Origin of the sequence: Bradyrhizobium viridifuturi (assembly GCF_001238275.1) — a bacterium.
In the GTDB taxonomy this organism is placed as follows: domain Bacteria; phylum Pseudomonadota; class Alphaproteobacteria; order Rhizobiales; family Xanthobacteraceae; genus Bradyrhizobium; species Bradyrhizobium viridifuturi.
The window spans coordinates 127,194-148,758 of sequence record NZ_LGTB01000003.1 but is presented as its reverse complement, the minus strand read 5'-3'; the positions used below and the strand labels follow the sequence as shown (position 1 = coordinate 148,758).

At 65.1% G+C, this 21,565-nt stretch carries 11 protein-coding genes and 3 pseudogenes; 3 read left to right on the top strand and 11 right to left on the bottom strand.

What is annotated here, in order from left to right:
- Window positions 1-102: 102 nt before the first annotated feature.
- The 4 genes from hpnE to ALC15_RS04290 form a co-directional block, all read right to left on the bottom strand.
- On the bottom strand, window positions 103-1,353 hold the full coding sequence (gene hpnE / locus ALC15_RS04305) for a hydroxysqualene dehydroxylase HpnE (protein ID WP_050626210.1): 1,251 nt from the start codon (window positions 1,351-1,353) through the stop codon (window positions 103-105).
- Window positions 1,353-2,189, bottom strand: a complete 837-nt coding sequence (hpnD, locus tag ALC15_RS04300) for a presqualene diphosphate synthase HpnD (protein WP_050626209.1) — start codon at window positions 2,187-2,189, stop codon at window positions 1,353-1,355. The genes hpnE and hpnD overlap by 1 nt, the downstream gene beginning before the upstream one ends.
- Entirely contained in the window at window positions 2,186-3,064 is an 879-nt protein-coding gene (gene hpnC / locus ALC15_RS04295) for a squalene synthase HpnC (protein ID WP_050626208.1), read from the bottom strand. The genes hpnD and hpnC overlap by 4 nt, the downstream gene beginning before the upstream one ends.
- A gap of 197 nt (window positions 3,065-3,261) precedes the next feature.
- A complete protein-coding gene (locus ALC15_RS04290; RefSeq protein ID WP_050420121.1) occupies window positions 3,262-3,501 on the bottom strand; it encodes a hypothetical protein in 240 nt (79 codons plus the stop codon).
- Window positions 3,502-3,905: 404 nt separating this feature from the next.
- Between ALC15_RS04290 and ALC15_RS04285 the strand changes: the two genes are divergently transcribed.
- Window positions 3,906-4,409: a hypothetical protein gene (locus ALC15_RS04285; protein ID WP_050626207.1), complete on the top strand. Its 504-nt coding sequence runs from the start codon at window positions 3,906-3,908 to the stop codon at window positions 4,407-4,409.
- A gap of 121 nt (window positions 4,410-4,530) precedes the next feature.
- On the opposite strand, the pseudogene ALC15_RS04280 reads toward ALC15_RS04285, so the two are convergent.
- The 4 genes and pseudogenes from ALC15_RS04280 to ALC15_RS04265 all read right to left on the bottom strand — a co-directional run.
- Window positions 4,531-6,878 (bottom strand): annotated as a pseudogene (locus ALC15_RS04280) (efflux RND transporter permease subunit); the annotation flags it as partial.
- A gap of 196 nt (window positions 6,879-7,074) precedes the next feature.
- Window positions 7,075-7,868, bottom strand: a pseudogene (gene eutC, locus ALC15_RS04275) (ethanolamine ammonia-lyase subunit EutC).
- Window positions 7,869-7,872: 4 nt separating this feature from the next.
- Window positions 7,873-9,459, bottom strand: coding sequence for a B12-binding domain-containing radical SAM protein (locus tag ALC15_RS04270; protein WP_050626206.1), 1,587 nt, complete (start codon window positions 9,457-9,459; stop codon window positions 7,873-7,875).
- A 128-nt stretch (window positions 9,460-9,587) separates the two neighbouring features.
- A pseudogene (locus ALC15_RS04265) lies at window positions 9,588-10,969 on the bottom strand (ethanolamine ammonia-lyase subunit EutB).
- A gap of 345 nt (window positions 10,970-11,314) precedes the next feature.
- Here ALC15_RS04265 and ALC15_RS04260 point away from each other — a divergent pair.
- Window positions 11,315-13,021: a methyl-accepting chemotaxis protein gene (locus tag ALC15_RS04260; RefSeq protein ID WP_094193664.1), complete on the top strand. Its 1,707-nt coding sequence runs from the start codon at window positions 11,315-11,317 to the stop codon at window positions 13,019-13,021.
- Between the two features lie 172 nt (window positions 13,022-13,193).
- Complete coding sequence (locus ALC15_RS04255; RefSeq protein ID WP_050626204.1) at window positions 13,194-14,696, top strand: sensor domain-containing diguanylate cyclase; 1,503 nt, start codon at window positions 13,194-13,196, stop codon at window positions 14,694-14,696.
- A gap of 23 nt (window positions 14,697-14,719) precedes the next feature.
- Here ALC15_RS04255 and ALC15_RS04250 read toward each other — a convergent pair whose 3' ends face one another.
- From ALC15_RS04250 to ALC15_RS04240, 3 genes are all read right to left on the bottom strand, one after another.
- On the bottom strand, window positions 14,720-15,598 hold the full coding sequence (locus tag ALC15_RS04250) for a transglutaminase family protein (RefSeq protein WP_050626203.1): 879 nt from the start codon (window positions 15,596-15,598) through the stop codon (window positions 14,720-14,722).
- Window positions 15,595-18,063 (bottom strand): circularly permuted type 2 ATP-grasp protein, encoded by a 2,469-nt coding sequence (locus tag ALC15_RS04245; RefSeq protein WP_430649141.1) that lies wholly within the window; start codon window positions 18,061-18,063, stop codon window positions 15,595-15,597. Before ALC15_RS04245 ends, ALC15_RS04250 begins: the two co-directional genes overlap by 4 nt.
- Window positions 18,064-18,179: 116 nt before the next feature.
- Window positions 18,180-21,440: a transglutaminase family protein gene (locus tag ALC15_RS04240; protein ID WP_050626201.1), complete on the bottom strand. Its 3,261-nt coding sequence runs from the start codon at window positions 21,438-21,440 to the stop codon at window positions 18,180-18,182.
- Between the last annotated feature and the right edge of the window lie 125 nt (window positions 21,441-21,565).

Genomic DNA, 21,565 nt, shown 5'->3' with positions numbered 1-21,565 from the left:
GATCCGATTGAATCGGATCAGGCTCTCATCCATTTGCTTGGTCGCATTTTCCTGATGCGCACCAGTAACCGCGGCGCCCGAAAATGCTCCAACGGGTCGAATCTATCGCCTGGCCAGAACCAGATCTGCGGCGCGATCACCGGATCGCACCGATCCCTCGATGGTTGCTGGCAACCCGGTAGCAGTCCAATCGCCGGCAAGGAACAGGTTTTTTTGCGCCGTTACGGCCCCCGGACGCAGTGCGTTCTGCTCCGGCGTCGCCTCAAATGTGGCACGGCGCTCGCGCACGATCTGCCAGGGCGGCAGGTCGCCGGACACGCCCGAAGCCTTGCAGATATCCCGCCAGATTGCCTGCGCGAGCTCCTCTCGCGGCATGTCGACCAGGCGGTCGCCGTTCGAAATCGTCACCGACAGCCGTTGCGGGAATGCGAACAGCCACTCCACGAGGCCGCCGACGACGCCGAGAATGGCCGCGGCGTCGCGCGGCGGATCGACGCGGAAATGCGCGTTCACGATGGCGCGGAATTTGGTCGGCGTCTTCAAACCGGGCAGCAGCGAGGCCGCAGCGCGCGGCGGCACCGCCAGCACGACAGCATCGCCGGCCGCCAGCGCGATCTTGTCGCCGCCGCCAAAATCGAGCTCCGTGACACGATCACCGGAGATGCCGAGCGTACGCAATTCGTGACTGAACTGGACGCTGTGGCCACGGTCCTGCAGCAGCTTCACGGCCGGCTCGATCAGGACCGAGCTCAGGCCGTCGCGTGCGATCAGCGGACGGCAGGCCTGGCCGCCCGCGAGCAGCGTCTCGCGCACGATGGCGCCGGCAAGCCCGGCCGAGCCCTCCGGCGGATCGACGTTCAGCGCGGCAAGCAGCAGCGGCTGCACCAGGCGGTCGTACAGCGTGCCCTTGCAGGGAATGGTGTTGCCGACCAGCGCCTCGGTGCCGGCCCAGGCCAGCGGCGCCAATGCGAGGTAGTCGCGCAAGGTCGTGTCGGGGACGCGGCGCGCCTCGTCGAATACCCACAGCGGCAGGCGGGAGTCGCCGAGATCGAGCTGCCAGCGCTGGCCCGAGGCCAGATCGACGAACGGAAACTGCGCGCGCGCAGGCCCCACGAGGCCGGCCTCGGTGCCGATCGAACGCGCATAGCTCAGCGCGTGGCGATTGCCCGACAGCAGCAGGTGGTTGCCATTGTCGATGGTGAGATTGGTGGCGGCGTCGAAATAGGAGCGGCAACGGCCGCCGGCTTGCTGCGTCGCCTCGTGGACGGCGACCTTGTAGCCGGCATTGGCGAGCCGCACGGCGGCGGAGAGGCCGGAAATACCGGCACCGATGATATGAACGGTCTTTTGCATCAGATGATCGCGTAACGAAGAAGAATGCCGATCTTGGCCGCCTTGGACACACGCACCGGCGCACGCGGGGCGGCGAAGCCGCGCGCAATCAACAGATCGAGGATCGCGCGGTAGTATTTCGACATGATCCGCGGCGCGCGCACGGCGCGGCGCGAATTGCGCTTCATGATCTCGTCGGACTTCTGGAAATGCATCTTGGCTCGCTCGGCGAGCGGCGCACACACCTTCGGCAGCGCGCGGTCGGCGGTGACGCGGGCCGGGTCGTTGTTGGTGATGCCGGCATGCCAGAGCCATTCGCGCGGCAAATAGAGCCGGCCGAGACCGGCATCCTCGTCGATGTCGCGCAGGATGTTGGTGAGCTGCAACGCGCGGCCGAGGTGATAGGCGAGCTGGATGCCGTCCTCCTCGGGCAGGCCGAACACGCGCACCGACAGCCGGCCGACCGCGCTCGCGACGCGATCGCAATACAGGTCGAGCGTTGCGAGATCCGGCGCGCGGATGTCCTGCGGCACGTCCATCTCCATGCCGTCGACGATCGCGACGAAATCCTCGCGCTTCAGGCCGAAGGTCTTCACCGACGCGACATAGTCCTTGAGGCGTTCCGGCGGACGGCCGGCATAGAGCGCGTCAATATCGTCGCGCCACTGCTGCAACGCGGCCAGGCGCTCCGGCCGCGGGCCGTCGGAATCGGCGATGTCGTCGACCTGCCGGCAGAAGCTGTAGATCTGGAACATCGCCTCGCGCTGCGCGTGCGGCAGGATGCGCATCGCGGCATAGAACGAGCTGCCCGACGCAGTGCTTCCGTAGTTCGCGTTGGCCGCCGCCTCAGCACTCATGCGCCTGCCGCCGTCTTGGAGACCGCACGCCGTCCGGTCGCGCGCTGCGCGGTCTCGCCGGCAACGCCGCCAATGCTCTGCAGCAACAGTTCAACCTTGCTCAAATGCACGCGCTCGCTGAGCGGATCGCGCACCTTCAGCATGTTGACGATCTTGTCGGCGAACGCCTGGATCACGGAAATTTCCAGCCCCAGCCTGAAGTCCTTCACCTCGGCGGCAAGTGACTTGCTTTGCACAAGCAGCGTCTCGGTGCGCACCGCGAGCGCCTGCAGGCATTTGAGCAGGGCCGGCTGTGACTTCGCCTCGTCGAGCATCTCGACCGTTGCGCCCGCGGCGGCAAGCGCATCGCGCGGCAGGTAGACGCGGTTCAGGTTGCGGTAGTCCTTGCCGCAGTCCTGCAGATGATTGTTGATCTGCAAGGCGGCGCAGAGCGCATCCGATGCGGCCCAGGTCGAGGTATCTTCGCCATGCACGTCGAGCATGAACCGCCCGACCGGCATCGCCGAGTAGCGGCAATAGTCGATCACGTCGTCCCAATCTTCATAGCGCAGCTTGGTGACGTCGAGGCGGAACGCCACCAGCACGTCGAGCGCATGCCGCGGCGGCATACCGCGCTCGGCGAGGGCCCGGCGCAGGCTGACGGCTTCCTTCTGGCTGTCGCCATTGCCGAGCAGCTCGGCCTCCATGAGGTCGAGATAGCGCAGCTTCTCCTCAGGTGGCAGCGTGGCGTGATCGGCGATATCGTCAGCAGTGCGGACGAAATTATAGAAGGCCAGGATCAGGGCGCGATGCCGCGGATGAATGATCCACGACGCGACGGGAAAATTCTCGTCGCGGTGGGTCTTTCCGGATCGCAGGTCGCTCGCGGTGGTCATGGGAAATTTGGGCTACACTGGTCATGGCACGACGCAGGCGCGAACCGTCTGGGCGCATGCGGGGGATTTGCGAGCCCCATATAGGGGAATACGCCACCAAAACCAATGCCATCTGTGACCGCCAGCATATGTGGCCGCGGCCGGCATGGCTGCCAGCCGCGGTGTCGATAGCGGTCCCTTGAGACCTGAATTCGGTCTTATTGGCCGTGGGTCTTCAGCACCTGGTCGCAGGCGGCGCTGATCTTGCTGCGGTTCTGCTGCAGGCAGGCGAGAATGGTGAAGTCGCCTTGATCGATGACGGAGCGGCAGTGACGCTGCACGTCGCGCGTGCAGGCCTTCTGCTCATCGGGTGTACCGCGTCCCTGCTGCTGCTGGGCGACGGCGCTGGACGCGAGCGGGATCGACAACAGGGCAAGTGCCAAGAGAAATTTACGCATCGTATTCCTTCATTTCCGACAGCAGAAAATCTGTTCCCGAAAGCGTTTCGGCATGGCCGGGACGGATTTTGGGGATTGCAGACGCCACGTAACGCGGCAACGGATTGACGACAAGCACTGCTAAATGCGGCTAAATTTACGGCGCTGTAAACCCCCACTTAAGTCATTGATAGACAAGTTAAATTCGTACTATCACTTTGTCGCGTTTGGCTATTGCGGATGATACTCGCGCAAAGCTAGATGCCATGATGAGGCCAACGGTTTCTGATTCTGTTCGATGACGAAAAGGCGTCGCGCGCGTCGCCTCTGTCGTTTGAACCTAACATTCTTGGGTGACACTAAACCTTCGATGCGGCGAGACGCTTTCTTGCAAAGGAGGCGTTGATTTTGATGGGAAATTCACAATGAAACTGTTTGGTTCCAGCCTTTATGGCCAGGCCCTCCGCGCTATCGGCGTCGGCGCCGCTCTGATGCTGTCTGCCTCCGCGGTCCATGCCCAGGCCAGCGGTCCGTTTGCCGGTTTTGCCGGCTCCTGGACCGGAACGGGCACGGTGGCGTTGTCCAACGGCACGACCGAACGCATTCGTTGCAAGGCGGACTACAAGGTCGCGCCATCCGGCATGAGCCTGAAGCAATCGCTGCATTGCGCCAGCGACAGCTACAAGTTCGACCTCTCCAGCGACGTCACCAGCCAGGGCGACCGGATCTCCGGCAACTGGAGCGAGGCGAGCCGCAACATCTTCGGCAATCTGCAGGGTACCGCGGGCGGCGGGCGGATCGACGTGTTCGTCGAGGCATCCGGCTTTGCCGCGAACCTGAACCTGCAGACCAACGGCTCCAAGCAGGTCGTGCAGATCGACTCCAAGGGCGAGATCCGCGGCGTCACGATCACCATGACCAAGACCTGACGCTCCCGATCGATTTCGCTGACAAACAGAAAGGCCCGGTTCCGAGCGCTTCGAACCGGGCCTTTTTACGTTTTGCTGTCGGTCGATCAGGCCTTTTCGATCGCGCCGGCTGCCCGGCCTTGCCGCGGAGCTTTTGCGACAGGTTGATCAGGAACATCGAGGTCGGCCGCAGGATAAAGAGGTCCGCGACCAGGGCCGCCACCATCGAGAATGCGCTGAGCCAGCCGAACAGGCGCAGTGACGGCAGGTCGGAGAACACCGTGACCACGAGACCGCAGGCCAGCACCACCGTGGTCAGGATCAGTGCGGGACCGACCAGGACGGTGGCGCGCTCCACCGCGAGCTCCGGCGTGACACCCGGCTTGGTTTCGAGCCGCAGCCGGTTGAGGAAGTGGATGGTGGCGGAGAGGCCAAGGCCGAACGACACGGTCAATGCCACGACGCTTGCGAATTGTAGCCCCTCCCCGAGCAGCCACAGCACGGTGCCTGACAGCACCACCGGGAAAATGCCCGGCAGGATGCAGGAGAACATCACCACCACGGAGCGGAACGCGAGCCCGATGAAGATCGCGACCAGCAAGAACTCGATGGTGAGGCCGTGGTTGAGTTTCTCGATCATGTTGGCGCTGTTGCGCGCGGCGATCACCGACAGGCCGGTCACCGCGATCTCGTAACCGGGATGCTCGGCACGCACCTTGTCGAGCGAGTGATCGAGCTTGTTCACGACCGGAAGCAACTGGCTCGAGTCCAGATCCGGAACGCGGCCCGACACCACGACCGCGTCCTGATTCTTGTCGATGAACCGCCGCACCAGATGCTCGGGGATCAGGTCGACATATTCCTTCAGCGTCGCGACGTCGTTGCTGCCGGCCTTTTCGGCAAGCCAGCGCCGCAGGGTTTCCAGCGACCAGACGTTGCCGACGCCGGCAGACTCCTCGACCATCGCATGCACGTCGGCGATCGTTTTCAACGTCTCCGGCGAGTAGAGCGATTGCCCCTTGGGGAATTCGATCAGCACATCGACCGGATTGGCGCCGGTCAGCTTGGCGTCGAGCCGATTCGACGCCGCGACCGCCTGCCGCTTGTCCGGCACCTGGTCGGCGAGCCGGTAACGCGGCTCGAGGTTGGCATAGATTATGCCGAGGCGCCGACGACGATCAGCGCAAGCAGGCTGAACAGCCCGGGACGGCCGACCATGCGCACCGCGATCCAGTAGCAGAAATTGCGCAGCGCCTGCACGCCGGCATCGGCGCTCTGGAACTTGACCGCAAACAGCTTCTCGTTGCGCACCAGCAGGATGCCGAACACCGGCACCAGTGACAGCACCGCAACCAGCGCGATGATGGTGGCAGCAAGCCCGGCCTCGCCGAATTTGCGGATCAGGTCGGAATCCGAGAACTGCAGCGCGATGAAGGAAATGCCGGCCGTTCCGTGCGTCAGCACGCAGGCCGGCCCGACCACCAGCACGGCGTTCTTGAAGGCGGTGAACTTGTCTTGCCCCGCAATCAGCCGGTCGCGCGCCGCGAATGTCAGCTGCATCGAGTCGGAGAAGCTGATCACCATGATGAGCGGCGTCATCACGTTGAGGAACATGTTGAGATTGAAATTGGCCCAGCCGAGGCCACCGAGCGCGAGCAGGATCGCGATCATCGGCGGGAACGCCGCCGCCACCATGAAGGAGATCTTCCGGAAGAAGATGATGGCGATGATACAGCCGGCGAGGATGCCGAGAATATTATAGGTCAGGCCGTCGCGCTCGACCGCGTTGCGGATCTCGAGCTGCATGACCGGCACGCCGGACAGCTGGGCATTGAGCCCGCTGCCGCCGAGATCGTCGGCCATGATCTTCCTGATGTCACCGATCACCTTGCCGAGCTTGTTGCTGCCGACCACCTCGGGCTCGAGCGACAGCACGATCAGCGCAAGCGTGCCGTCCTCCGACAACAACTTGCCGCGGATGATCTCGTTGCTTTTGACGGTCTCGACGAACTTGTCGTAGGCCGCGCCCTCCGGAAGCTCGTTCGGGAACAGCGCCGCCGGCAGCTTGCCGCGCTCCGGCGCCTGGCGCGCCGAGAACAGCGAGACCAGGCCGCGCACGCCGTCGACGAGCTGCAGATCGGTGACCATGTCGCGCAGCTTGCCGAGGTTGTCGCGCTCAAGCAGCGTCTTGCCTTCGACCACGACGAGGACGTCGAACTCGGTCGCCGGGAAACGCTTGGTCACCGCCTCGTATTGCTTGTAGTCCTTGGAGTTGGACCGGAACAGCTGCGACAACGAATCGTCGATCTTGATCCGATGCACGCCGAACACGGCGCCGACCAGCAGCAGAACGAGCACGATGCAGGACAGGATCGGCGCCCGCATCGGGATCAGGCCGAGACGCTCGATCCCGAACGCGATGCTGGGACCCGACCGCGGCTCTTCGACCTTCTCGACGTGGACCTGACTTTCGGAATTCTTCTCGAGCATGCCCTGTCCAGTTCTGAAACGGCTCAATCTGTCTAGCTTGGGTCTAGGGGCGCGAATGAGGCGGGTGAGCGCAACTGATCGGCGCTAGTCCTTGAAAACACGCGAATATTGACCGGCGCCGGTTTTACCCGTCTGCCCTCTTGGTCGCAAGCGCGAGCGTCGAGACAAATCGACGGGGAACCGGCGATCGCCACCACTAAGTATCCGATTTGCCACACCCTGTGAGCGCATTCTGTGACGATCCACCGCCGCTTTCATCCTTCAACGCGACCCCGGTGATCTGGCGGGCCAGCCCCTCGCGCACAAGCCAAGCGATCCTGAATGCGGCTTCCGCATAGCTCAGTCCGGCACGGTGGATGTTGGAGACGCAGTTGCGATCGGCATCGGTGAGGCCGATCCGCGGTGCAAAGGTGAGATAGCGCCCAGACTGTCCGGCGCGGAAAGACCGGGCCGTTCGCCGATCAGCATCACCAACATGCGCGCGCCGAGGATTGCGCCGATCTCGTCGCCGAGCGCAACGCGCGCACCGGACGCCACGATCGCAGCACCGGCATCGATCTTGTCGGCCGCAAGCCGCGGCAGGAGATGCCGGATCAATTCGACGGCGTGCACATTGACCGCGGTCGGCGACAGGCCGTCTCCGATCACGATGGCGCAGGAGCAGGCGGTGATGCCGCTGCTCTCCAGCGATCGCCGCGACGCGGAGTCCAGCATGCGCCCGCGATCCGGCCGGCGCAGATAGTCACGCCGGTCGTGCGCCTGGCTCGAGACCTCGCGGGCCGTGATGCCGAGGCCGGCAAGACCGGCCGCAATGCTGCTGATCTCGAACGCCGCGTGAACGGCGTCGCGCGCGCGGGCGTGGTCGAGCGTGAACGAGAGCAGCGCGTCGGTCGGCAGGCTTGCTCCGGAGCGGCCGAGGCCGACGCGCGCCGGCGTGAGGTCACGCAAATCGGGTAGCGAAGGGGACGATGGCGCCGGCGGTGTCGTCATGCTGTCATTCGGCGGGAACGGAAGCCTCGCGCAGCCGGATCGAGTAGTTCGAAGCATTCTGCCGGCCGCTGGAGGCTGCGCGCGCAAACGTGATCAGATGGTGCGCAACCAGCGTCGCCGAGATCAGCCCCTCGATATCGCCGCGCTTGAGCCTGCCGAGCGCAAACTTCCAGAACACGCGCCTGTAGTCGCCGAGCACGCCGACCTTCCAGAAGATGTTGCGCAGCATGATGAGGCCGCGGCGGATGTTGGCCCAGCTCTTCATCTCCGGGCTGACCGGCACTTTGATGCGGTTGGCATAGGTAAAGTTGCATTGATGCAGATAGCGCTCGAACAGCTTCTTCGGCTCGTAGGCGATCTCCATGCATTTGCGCCAGGAACTCACCACGTCCTCATAGGGCAGCAGGAACTCGACATTGGAGTCGCGGCCATCGTCATGGACCAGCCGCCCTGCCTTTTCGAGCCGATCCCACAGCGGCGTCTTCGGCAATGCCTGCAGCAGATTGATCGTGAGCAGCGGAATCCGCGACTCTTCGACGAAGGAGATCAGCGCGTCACCGGTCTGGGGCTTGTCGGTGTCGAGCCCCATGATGATGCCGGAGACGACCTCCATGCCGAAGGAGTTGATGGTGCGCACACCCTCCAGGATCGGAACCATCATGTTCTGATCCTTGTGCATGGCTTTCAGCGCGTCGGGATCAGGCGTCTCGATGCCAACGAAGATCGTCACGAAGAACGCTTCGCGCATCTTCTCCAGGATCTCGGGCCGCTTGGCGATGTTGAGCGTCGCCTCGCAGGCGAGGCGCGTGACATAACCGGTCCGCTTCTGCCATTCGATCAGATGCGGCAGCAGCTCGCTCGCCGCCTTGCGGTTGCCGATGAAATTGTCATCGACGAAATAGACGGTGTCGGTCGCACCACATGCGCGCAGCTTGTCGAGCTCGGCGATGATCTGCTGCGGCGACTTCAGCCGCGGATTGCGGCCATAGAGCCCGGGAATGTCGCAGAACTCGCACTGATAGGGGCAACCAGAGGAGAACTGGATGCTGCCGAGGAAGTACTTCTTGGTTTCGGCAAGCTCATAGGCCGGCAGCGGGAAATCCGTCATCGGCAGCCGGTCGAGGGTCGTCAGCACCACCTGCTGGTCGGGACGCCTTGTGTCTTCCGCGAGGCGCCTGATCAGCTCGTTGGTCGCATCGCCGAGCTCGCCGACATGAAGGTAGTCGAATGAGGGATAATAGTCCGGGCACGCGCTGACGGACGGCCCGCCGATCGCGACCACGAGATCATGGTCATGCGCGCGGTGGCAGATGTCGTTCATCTGCTGGCGCTGGATGTGCATACCGCTGACGAACACCGCGTCCGCCCACTCGAAATCTTCCGTCGTGGCCGGACGCAGGTTCTCGTCGACGAAACGGACCGGCCAATTCTCGGGGAGGTATGCGGCAATCAGCAGCAGACCCTGCGGCGGCATGAACGCCTTGACGCCGTCGGTCAGGGGGTAGGCGTGCTCGAAGGTGCCAAACGACGACGTATAGCGCGGAAAGACGCAGAGGATACGTCGTACTGTCTCTATGCCCTCAGCTCTCATCAATCGACCCCGAAGCACCCGCAAATCTAACCATGGCGTGGAACGCTGGGCCAGAAATTCTTCAACATTGTGGCACTTACCAACGTCACAACGCCGAGATAGTTGCTCTGCAGAATTTTGCTATCCCGTCAGGTCAGGAGCCGGGCAGCGAGGTCGGGCAGCTGCCCCGTATCGCCGGCGAGGCGGTAGTCCTGCCCGGCAAGGCCTGCGCGCACCAGCCAGTCGTCGAATTCCGGCGCCCGCTTCAGGCCGAACACGTCGCGGATGTAGAGCGCATCGTGAAACGATGTCGACTGATAGTTCAGCATCACGTCATCGGCGCCCGGCACACCCATGATGAAGTTCACGCCGGCGGCGGCAAGCAGCGTCAGGAGATTGTCCATGTCGTCCTGATCGGCCTCGGCGTGATTGGTGTAGCAGACGTCGATCCCGAGCGGCAGGCCGAGCAGCTTGCCGCAGAAATGATCCTCCAGCCCGGCGCGGATGATTTCCTTGCCGTCATAGAGGTATTCGGGACCGATGAAGCCGACCACGCTGTTGACGAGCAACGGATCAAACGCACGCGCCACCGCATAGGCCCGCGCCTCGCAGGTCTGCTGGTCGACCTGGTGATGGGCGTTGGCCGACAGCGCCGAGCCCTGCCCGGTCTCGAAATACATCACATTGTCGCCGACGGTGCCGCGCCGGAGCGACAGCCCGGCTTCCCGCGCCTCCCGCAACAGCGAGAGGTCGACGCCGAAACTGCGATTGGCGGCCTCGGTGCCGGCGATCGACTGGAACACGAGATCGACCGGCACGCCCTGCCCGATCAGTCCGAGCGTGGTCGTGACGTGAGTGAGCACGCAGCCCTGCGTCGGAATCCCGAGCCGGGTGATGACATCGTCCAACAGCCGCAGCAGGCTGCCGATGACGTTAGGATCGTCGCTCGCCGGATTGATGCCGATGCAGGCATCGCCGGATCCGAGCAGCAGCCCGTCGAGAATCGAGGCGGTGATGCCCTTGGCATCGTCGAAAGGATGGTTCGGCTGCAGCCGCGTGCTCATGCGCCCGCGCAGGCCTATAGTGTTGCGGAAGCGGGTCGTGACCTCGCATTTCCTGGCGACCAGAATCAAATCCTGATTGCGCATCAGCTTCGACACCGCGGCCACCATCTCCGGCGTGATGCCGCGCGAGATCCGGCTGATCGCGTCACCGGTGGCGGCATCCGACAGCAGCCAGTCGCGAAAGCCGCCGACGGTGAGCGACGACACCGGCAGGAAGCCGGCGACGTCGTGGCTGTCGAGGATCAGGCGGGTGACTTCGTCGTCCTCATAGGGGATGACCGGCTCGTCGAGGAATTGCTTGAGCGGAACGTTGGCGAGCGCGAGCGCGCGGCGATCATCTCCGCGGCACTATCGGCCGCGATGCCGGCCAGCCGGTCGCCCGACCGTGGCGGCGAGGCCTTGGCAAGCAGGATGCGCAAATCGTCGAATGCGTAGTTGGTGGCGTCGATGGTGTGACGATAGAGCATGGGGGAAGTCGCGGGGCTGGGGCAATGTAACCTAGCACCTCTTTGCGAAAGTCGTGCCATCAGCTTTCGCGCTGCGTGCCGGGGATGTTGATGAATGATGATGATGGCGGCGCATCATTCAACACAGCCGCCGGCCGCTGGAACCCGGCGGACGCAGGGGCGCTCATAAGACATTGTGATTATTTGGGGATTTTAGCGGCCGCAGTCGCGCCAGGCTCGCCCGTTAAGAAATTATCCATGAACATTTTGCATAAGCTTTAATCGGCCGATGGTGCTCCCCGGCCTCTTGGAGTGCCCTCAATGCTTGCCCCCGCCACATCCCCCATCTCCATGTCCCGGCCTCCAATGGCGTCCCGATTCTCGCTCGCTGCCAGGCTGTACTCGACCTTTGCGCTGATTGCGGTGCTGACCGCGGCCATCACCGTCCTGTCCGACTACAACGCGCGGCGCAACGCCGAGCTGACCGCGGCCGTCGACCTCGCAAGCCGCGCCGCGCTCAATGTCGAGCGGGTCAACTCGCTGGTCTATGCCGTGGTGATGGAATCCCGCGGCATCTACATGTCGACCGACCCGGCGGCGGTGAAGAAGTACGGCGACGGACTGCTGGCGTTCAACGAGCGCATCCGCGGCGTGGTCAAGAACTGGGAAACCCTGGTGCAGGCCGACGACGCCGCTCAGTTCACCGTGTTCAAGCAGCGCATTGAGCAGTTCATCGAGTTCCGCAAGGAACTGGTTCGGCGCGGCATCGAGATCGGTGCGGCGGCGGGCCGTGAGTGGGGTGACAACGACGCCAACCGCGACGTGCGCACCGCGCTGAACAAGGATCTCGAGGCGCTCTCCAAGGTCTATGCCGAGCGCAGCAAGAAGCTGGCGCAGCAGACCGACACCAACCGCGAGCTGGCGCTGTTGCTGACCGGGCTCGGCGCCGCCGCCCTGATCGTGGTGGTGCTCGGCGTCTTGATCATCGCTCGCTCGGTGGCCCGGCCGCTGTCGCAGATCACCACCACCATCAAGCGCGTCGCCGAGGGCGACGACCATGTCGAGGTGCCCCATGTCGGGCGCGGCGACGAGATCGGCGCGCTGGCGCGCGCCATCAAGGTCTTCCAGGAGGCGATGGATCGCAATCGCAGCCTCAATGCCCAGGTCGTGCAGGACTCCGAGGCCCGCGACGCCCGCGGCCGGCATATCGAGAGCTTCGTCGAGACGTTCCGCGGCACCATCAGTGAGGTGCTCCGCGCGGTGCACGACAACGCTGCGACGATGCGTCAAACCGCGCAGACCATCGCGACCGTCGCATCGGATGCCAACGGCCGGGCGGTTGCGGCGGCAGGCGCGACCGAACAGGCCTCGAGCAACGTCTCCGCGGTCGCAGGTGCAGCCGAAGAGCTCTCCGCCTCGGTCGAGGAGATCGGCCGTCAGGTCAAGCAGTCGTCCGGCGCGGTCGATCAGGCCGGCGCGCGCACCGACCGGTCGATCACCGAGATCGAGAGCCTCGCCGCCACCACCCAGCGCATCGACGGCGTCTTGAGCCTGATCCAGGCGATCGCCGAGCAGACCAATCTGCTCGCGCTCAACGCCACCATCGAAGCCGCCCGCGCCGGGGACGCCGGCCGCGGCTTCGCGGTGGTCGCGCACGAGGTCAAGGCGCTGGCCGGGCAGACCGCGAAGGCAACCGCCGAGATCAGCGAGAATGTCGGCGTGATCCAGGCTTCGACCCGCAACTCGGTGGCCGCCGTCCGCGAGATCGGCCAGGCCGTGCGCGAGATCAGCAACGTCACCGCCAACATCGCAAGTGCGATCGGCCAGCAGGACGCCGCCACGCGCGAAATCTCCGCGAACGCGCAGATGGCCGCGCAGGGCAACGAAACGCTGGTCACAAACGTCGGCTCGCTCCGCGACGACATGGACCAGACCAGCAAGGCGGCAGAATCCGTGCTCGCGGCGTCGAACGATCTGACCGCAACGGCCGATACGCTGTCGCGCGAGGTCGAGCAGTTCTTCCGCAACCTGCGCGTCGACGCGGCAGACGGCATGCGCCGGACTGGAACCTGAACGGATCGCTCGATCTGTCGAGGACCCGCGACGGGTCCCGGCCGAGCCGGATGGTTAAAACTCCCCCAACGCATGCGCATAAATTGCCAGCGCTTCAGGTCGCCTTTCTCAATTTGATGCCCCCATAGAAAACGTCAAAGCGCGGGGGCGCGGGGGGAAGTGGAAGCGAGCAATGAACGGGCCTCTGCCAAAGCCGAAGGCGGTGCCGACCAAACGGCTGCTCGCGCTCGGGATCGGCCTCGTTTTGGGCTTTTCGGCGATCTGCGCATCGATCCTCTGGGAGATGGCGGACAAGGACTATCGGCATGCCAAGGAAGGCGCGACCAACCTCGTCGCCTCCATTGCCAGCGAGATCGACCGCAACATCGAGCTCTATGACCTCTCGCTGCAGGCGGTCGCCGACGGCGTCAAGCTGCCGGAGCTCGGCAAGGTCAGCCCGGAGCTTCGCCAGGTCGTGCTGTTCGACCGCGCGGCCACGGCCAAGGATCTCGGCTCGATCCTCGTGCTGAATGTCGCTGGAGACGTCACGCTGGATTCCCGGACATTGACGCCACGAACCGCAAATTTCGCCGATCGGGATTTCTTCCAGGTGCATCGGACGCGAGCCGACCGCGGCCTGTTCATCAGCGCTCCCTGGGTCACGCCGGAGGGCGAATATCTGATCAGCCTGAGCCGCCGCATCAGCACTGAGGACGGATCCTTTGCAGGCGTGGTCGCGGGCAGCATGCGGCTCAGCTATTTCCACAACCTGTTTCGCAAGCTGAATTTCGGCCTCGGCGACAGCATGGCTCTGTTCAACACCGATGGCGTCATGCTGATGCGAGCGCCGTTCGAGATCGGCAAGATCGGGCAGAGCATCAAGGACTCCCAGGTCTTCAAGCAGTATCCGGCGCGGCAATCCGGCTCCTACATGACGAAATCACTCGTCGATCATGTCAGGCGGCTCTATGTCTTCCAGGCGGTTGGCAACCATCACCTGATCATCGCCGAAGGTCTCTCGCTCGACGCCATCTATGCCGATTGGTGGCAGCAGGTCTGGCTGATCGGCAGCGTGGTGGCCGCGCTGTGCGGCTTCTCGATCGTCCTGATGTTCTATCTGCTCGCCGCTCTCAAGCGGCGGGCCGCCGCCGAACGCCGGCTCGCGCACCTTGCGAGCACCGATGCGCTGACCGGCCTCGCCAACCGCCGCCGCCTCGACGATACGCTCGACATCGAATGGCGGCGCGGCATGCGCGCGAAGTCGTCGGTTTCGCTTCTGATGATCGACGTCGATCATTTCAAAGCCTTCAACGACACCTACGGGCATCAGGCTGGCGACGCCGTGCTCGCCACCGTGGGCCGATGCATCGCAGCCAGCGCCAAGCGCGTCACCGATCTCGGTGCGCGCTATGGCGGCGAGGAGTTCTCGGTGCTGCTGCCCGGCATCGGCAAGGCCGGCGCGTTGGAGGTCGCCGAACAGATTCGCGCGAAGCTGGCGGCTGCACGCGAATCCCAACACGAGTTGCCGACCGTCAGCATCGGGGTGTCTTGCCTCGTGCCCGACCACGAGCGCACGTCGCGCGATCTGCTCAAGGCCGCCGACCTTGCGCTCTATCAAGCCAAGGCTGAAGGCCGCGACCGCGTCATCGTCAGCCCGATCGGATGGGACAAGTCGGGCAAGCGGCACGTCGCCTGATCGGGTTTCCCGCCGCGCTCCGCTCACTCCACCGGCAGTACGTCGACCGCGACGCTGAGCTTTTGCTTGCGCGCACCGACAATCACGCCGTCGACCGGAGAGACGTCGGCGAAGTCGCGGCCGATGGCGAGGATGATGTGGTCGTTGGCGACCATCAGATCGTTGGTCGGATCGAATCCGACCCAGCCAAGCTCGCTGCCGCACCAGACCGAGACCCAGGCATGGGTCGCGTCGGCGCCCTGCAGCCGCGGCTGCCCCGGCGGCGGAATGGTGCGCAGATAACCGCTGACATAGGCCGCGGACAGGCCGAGACCACGCAGCCCGGCGATCATCACATGGGCAAAATCCTGGCAGACGCCGTGACGCTTCTCGAACACGTCGCGCAGCGGCGTCGAGATCACGGTCGCCTTGGGATCGTATTTGAAGTCGCTGCGGATGCGGCGCATCAGGTCGGCCGCACCGGCTAGGATACCACCGTCAGGCGAGAAGCTCGCGGAAGCGTAGGCCGTCACCGGCCGCAGCACCGGCACCAAGGCACTTGCAAAGACATAGCCGACCGGCGAGGCCGCATCGAGGCTCAGCGCCTCGAATGCGCTATCGCGGACGCTTTCCCAGGGCGGGCTGGCCGCATCACGCGCCGGCGGCTGCCGCGCCACCGAGACCCGCGAGCGGGAATCGATGCGAAGGCTGCGATGCGCGGTCTCGATCAGGACGCTCTCGGTCGACGTGCCGAAGAAATCGCGCCGCGCGGTGCGTTCGGCGGGCCTCGGACGAATCTCGACCGAATGGGAGATCAGCTCCTGCCCGTCGCCGCTGATCGGCTCCAGCCGCAGCGAGCAGCGGGCGAAGCTGACCTGAGTCTCGTAGCTGTAGGTCGTGACGTGACGGATGTCGTAGATCACGCCAGCCCCGTGAGCTTCTCCGGCCGGCTGGCATTCGGTCCGTGCGGGAAATAATGCAGCCCGACCGCGTCGGCGAGGTTGAGCAGGTCCTGCTCCAGCGCGAACAGCGTCTTGACGTCGAGGCTCGAAGCCTCGGCCGTCGTCAACATCGCCTCGACCGCGACCGCGAGCCGTTGCGGCCGCTCGATCAGGCCGTGCTCCTTCAGGCTCGGCAACGCGGCGATATGCTCGTTCAGCGCCGCGACCTGGAATGCGACCGAGCGCGGATTGTAGGGATCCAGCACCGCGAGATCGCGCACCGGCGTCAGCAGCGGCTGCACCAGATAGCGCGAGCGATAGGTGATCTGGCAGTCGACCAGCGTGAGCAGGACATCGAGATCCTCGTCACCGGCTTCGTCATAGGCGAACTGGCGGGCAAAGCGCGTGGTGTTGATGGCGCGCTCGGCGCGGCGGCCCATCTCGAGGAAGCGCCAGCCGGCGGCGCGGTTCATGTTCTCCTGCGCGAGGCCGGCGAAACTTGCGAGCTCCTGCAAGGTCAGCTCGGCGGCGCTGACGACGCCGTCATCATCATGAACCTCGATCGCGAGACGGTCGGCCATTTCGGTGATGACCTGCCAAGCGTCCGGCGACAGCCGCTCGCGAAGCGACGTCGCGGTGCGCTGCGCCGATCGCACCAGCGACAGCGCCGAACCGAACTTCTCCTCGTTCTGCAGCGCCTCGAGCGCGACCTTGGCGGGATTGGCGCGCGCCGTCTGCGAGGCCGCGCCCCAGGTCACCAGCAGGCGCTGGATGCGCTCGGCCGAATGCATCGCCGGTGCGTTGCCATTCGAATTGCCGCGCGCCGGATCGCGCAGCGGCGTGCACAGCGCGCGGATCAGGCGAATGGTGGCCTCGGCGCGCTCGAGATAGCGGCCGAGCCAGAACAGGTTGTCGGCGGCGCGGCTCGGCAGCACGCCGGCGATGCGTCGGATGCGGACGGTGTCGACCGCCGGCAGCAGGGTCGAGGTCGCGACCGCCTTATCCGAGACCACCCAGACGTCGGCGGACACTGCGCCATCGCCCATCGACACCGCGCGCGCATCGGCCCGGTCGGCAATCCGGCAGAAGCCGCCGGGCAACACAGTCCAGCCGTTCGGCGTCGCCGCCGCGAACACCCGCAGTACGAACGGACGCGGCGCGATGCGGCCGTCTTCCCACACCGGCGTCGTGGAAAGGCGCACCAACTCCTGGCCGACATAGTCGATGCCGCGGTGGCTGATCGCATCCTTCAGGCGGTCGCGCTCCGCCCCCGATAATTCGCCGGGCAGCACCGGCCCATGGCCGGGAAAATCCGCGACGCCGCGGCCATAGGCGCCTTCGATCGCGAATTCATCGAGCCGCGACAGCACCTGCTCGCGAGCAGACTTCTGGCCGCACCACCAAGTCGCGATGTGCGGCATCATCAGGTCTTCCGAGAGCAGGCGGCGGCAGAGATTGGGAAGGAAGCCGAGCAGCGCCCTCGCCTCCATCACGCCGGAGCCCGGCATGTTGGCGACCACGACGCCGCCCTTGCGCAGCACCTCGACGAGGCCGGGCACGCCGAGATAGGAGGACGCGTCGAGCTCGAGCGGATCGAGCATGTTGGAATCGACCCGGCGCAGCAGCACGTCGAGCCGCTTCAATCCGGCGACGGTACGGATGTGGATGCGGTCGCCGGAGACCGCGAGATCATCACCCTCGACCAGCAGGAATCCGAGATAGCGCGCGAGCGTCGCGTGTTCGAAATAGGTCTCGCTGAACGCGCCCGGCGTCAGCAGGCCGATCCGCGGCTCGTCGCGATCGGCGCTGGCGCGCAGCGAATCGCGGAACGCTTCGAAGAACGGCGCGACGCGCTCGACATTCATCGATTTGTAGAGATTGGAAAACGCGCGCGACAGCACCAGGCGATTTTCCAGGGCATAGCCGGCGCCCGACGGCGCCTGCGTGCGATCGCCGAGCACCCACCAGCGGCCGTCAGGCCCGCGGCCGATATCGGCGGCATAGAGATGCAGATAGCGGCCGCCCGGCGGCCTGATGCCGCTGACCGAGCGCAGATATTCGCTGCTGCCGGCGATCGCCGCTGCAGGGATGGCACCGTCGGCGACGAGACGGCCCTCGCCGTAGAGATCGGCCAACACCATTTCCAGGAGCTGCGCCCGCTGCGCGACGCCGGCGGCGAGTTGCCGCCAGTCGGCCGCGTCGATGATCAGTGGCAGGTGGCTGAGCGGCCAGATCCGGTCGGAGGTATCGCCCGGCGCCCGATAGGTGACGCCGGCCTCGCGCAGATGACGGTCGGCGTTGGCGAAGCGGCGCTCGATATCGGCCGGCGACAGCCCGGCAAAGGCATCGAAGAAACGGGCCCAGACCGGCCGCGGCGCGCCATTCTCGGCGATATATTCATCGGGAATGCCCGGAAGCCGGACATAGTCGCGGGTCCACTGCGCCATCCGGCGCTGGCCGGGCCGGGCCCTGCTCTCCTGACTGCTGCCTTGGCTGTTGCCCCGGCCACCCGACACCGTCATTGCACTTCCCCTGCACCCCAGTTCGCTGGAGAACGCTCCAATTAGTGCAGGAGCGGCGTCCGCAAGTCGAGGGTCAAGGGAAACTCAATTGTGCGTTCCTCCGGCGGCGTTTCGATCTTGCCGGGGGTGTGGCCGTGTTCCTGGAAGCGTGCCAGCCGCCGAGCCTCGGCCTCGTAGGAATTGACCGGCTTGGTCTCGTAGTTGCGGCCGCCGGGATGGGCGACATGATAGACGCAGCCGCCGAGCGAGCGGCCGTTCCAGGTGTCGATCAGGTCGAACGTCAAGGGCGCGTGCACGGGAATCGTGGGATGCAGGCCGGAGGCCGGCTGCCAGGCCTTGAAGCGGACGCCTGCAACCGCCTCGCCCGAGCGGCCGGTCTCGGTCATCGGCATCCGCCTGCCATTGCAGGTGACGACATGGCGGCCCTCCACGAAACCGGTGGCCTTCACCTGCAACCGTTCGACCGACGAATCGACATAGCGCACGGTGCCGCCCGAGGTGCCCTCCTCGCCCAGCACATGCCAGGGCTCGAGCGCCTGCCGCAGCTCGAGACCGACGCCACCGTGATGGACCCGGCCGAAGGCGGGGAAGCGGAATTCGAGCTGCGCCTGATACCATTCCGGTTCGACGTCGTAGCCGAACTGCTTGAGCTCGGCGAGCACGCCCAGAAAATCCTCCCAGAGGAAATGCGGCAGCATGAAGCGGTCATGCAGCGCGGTGCCCCAGCGCACGAACTTCCCGTCCTGCGGCTCGCGCCACAGCTTCGCGATCAGTGCACGGATCAACAACTGCTGCGCCAGCGACATGCGCGGATCGGGCGGCATTTCGAGCGCGCGGAATTCGACCAGGCCGAGGCGGCCGGTCGGGCCGTCGGGCGAATAGAGCTTGTCGATGCAGATCTCGGCGCGATGGGTGTTGCCGGTGATGTCGACCAGGATGTGCCGAAACAGCCGGTCGACCAGCCATAGCGGCGCGTCCATGCACGGCGGCGGAACGTGCGCGAGCGCGATCTCCAATTCATAGAGCCCGTCATGCCGCGCCTCGTCGATCCGCGGCGCCTGGCTGGTCGGGCCGATGAACATGCCGGAGAACAGATAGGACAGCGACGGATGCCGCTGCCAATACAGCACGAGGCTCTTCAGCAGGTCTGGCCGGCGCAGGAACGGTGAATCCTCCGGCTTGCTGCCGCCGACCACGATGTGGTTGCCGCCGCCGGTGCCGGTGTGGCGGCCATCGATCAGGAAGCGGTTGGCCCCCAGCCGCGTCTTCGCGGAATCCTCGTAGAGGCCGAGGGTGATGTCGACGGCTTCGCGCCAGCTCTGCGCCGGCTGCACGTTGATCTCGATCACGCCCGGGTCCGGCGTCACCTTGATCACCTCGATGCGCGGATCGAACGGTGGCGCGTAGCCTTCGACGTGGACTGCGAGCTGCGTTTCCTCCGCGGTCGCCTCGATTGCCGTGATCAGTTCAAGATAATCCTCGACCTTCTCGACCGGCGGCATGAAGACACAGATCACGCCGTCGCGGACTTCGATCGCCATTGCGGTACGCACCGGCAGCGGCTCGGGGATGTCCTTCAGCGCCTGCTTCAGCTCCGCGTCGGCGAGCGCCTCGCGCGGCGCCATCGGATCCTGCTCGACGATGTAGGGATAGTCCTCCGGCGGGACATGTTCGAGCGAGCCGATCGGCAGCCGCAGGCCGAGCGGCGAATCGCCGGGTGATGCGAACAGATGGCTGCGGCGGATCTTCCAATGCTCGCTGCGCCAGCGCGCAGGGATCTTGTCGGCAAGCGGCGTCCAACGCTGGATCGGCAGCACAAAGCCTTTCGGCGTCGTCAGTCCCGCGTCGAACACCCGCGCCAGCCGCGCGCGCTCTTCGGCATCCGTCAGCTTGGAGTTATCGGGCGTGACGTTGGCCGGCAGCCCGGCTTCACGCTGCAGCCAGAACGCCGGGTCCTCATAGGCCGGCATGACATGGTCGGCGCGGAGTCCGAGCTTCTTCGCAGTGCCGACGGCAAAGCGCTCAGCATCGGCAACCCTTGCCTTGCGCAGATTCTCGATCGACGCGATCAGGTCGGCGTTCTTCCAGATCGGCTTGCCGTCCTTGCGCCAATAGAGGCCGAACGCCCAGCGCGGCAGGCTCTCGCCGGGATACCATTTGCCCTGGCCGTAATGCAGCAGGCCGCCCGGCGCGAACCGCGTGCGCAACTTACGGATCAACTCGTCGGCCAGCGCGCGCTTGGTCGGGCCGACCGCGGCGACGTTCCACTCCGGTGATTCCAGATCGTCGACCGAAACGAAGGTCGGCTCGCCGCCCATGGTCAGCCGCACATCGTGCTTCGTCAGGTCGGCATCGACCTGCTCGCCGAGTTGGTCGAGCCGCGCCCAGGATGCATCCGAAAACGGCCTGGTGATCCGCGGCGCTTCGCGGATGCGCTTGACGCTCATCTCGAAGCCGAACTCGACATTGGCGGCGCCTGCGGTGCCGGTCACCGGCGAGGCCGAGCGGTAGTGCGGCGTGGCGCAGACCGGAATGTGGCCCTCGCCGGTCAGCATGCCGGAAGTGACGTCGAACCCGATCCAGCCCGCGCCGGGCAGATAGACTTCGGCCCAGGCGTGCAGATCGGTGAAATCGTTCTCGACCTCGCGCGGCCCCTCGAGCGGATCGATATCGGGCCGCAGCTGGATGAGATATCCGGAGACGAAGCGCGCGGCGAGGCCGAGATGCCGCATCGTCTGGATCAAAAGCCAAGCCGAGTCGCGGCACGAGCCGGAGCAAGCGGCCAGCGTCTCCTCCGGCGTCTGGATGCCGGCCTCCATCCGGATCACGTAGCTGATCTTCTTCTGCAGCTGCGCGTTCAGCTCGACCAGGAAATTGACGGTGCTATCGGCCTGCCGCGGAATGTCCTTCAGGTACGCCGCGAGCAACGGCCCGGGCTCCTCGGTCTCCAGATAGGGCGCGAGCTCGGTCTTGAGATCGCCGGGATATTCGAATGGAAAACTGTTGGCGTAGGGCTCGACGAAGAAGTCGAACGGATTGACCACCGTCATCTCAGCGGTGAAATCGACCTCGACCTTGAGCTCGGTTGCCTTCTCCGGGAAGACGTAGCGCGCCAGCCAGTTGCCCTGCGGGTCCTGCTGCCAGTTCACGAAATGATTCGATGGCGTGACCTTGAGCGAATAGCTGAGGATCGGCGTGCGGGTATGCGGCGCCGGCCGGAGCCGAATGGTCTGGGGCCCGAGATCGATCGGCCGGTCGTATTTATAGTGCGTGACGTGATGCAGTGCGACGAAGATCGACACGGACCGAGGACTCCAGCAGCTTTTTTAAGCAGAACACTGGTTCCGGTATGGATCAAGCACTAACAACGGGCAGCGGTTGCCCAGGAATTGTCCGTGCGGTTGTCCCAATGGGAGTGACTGACGCG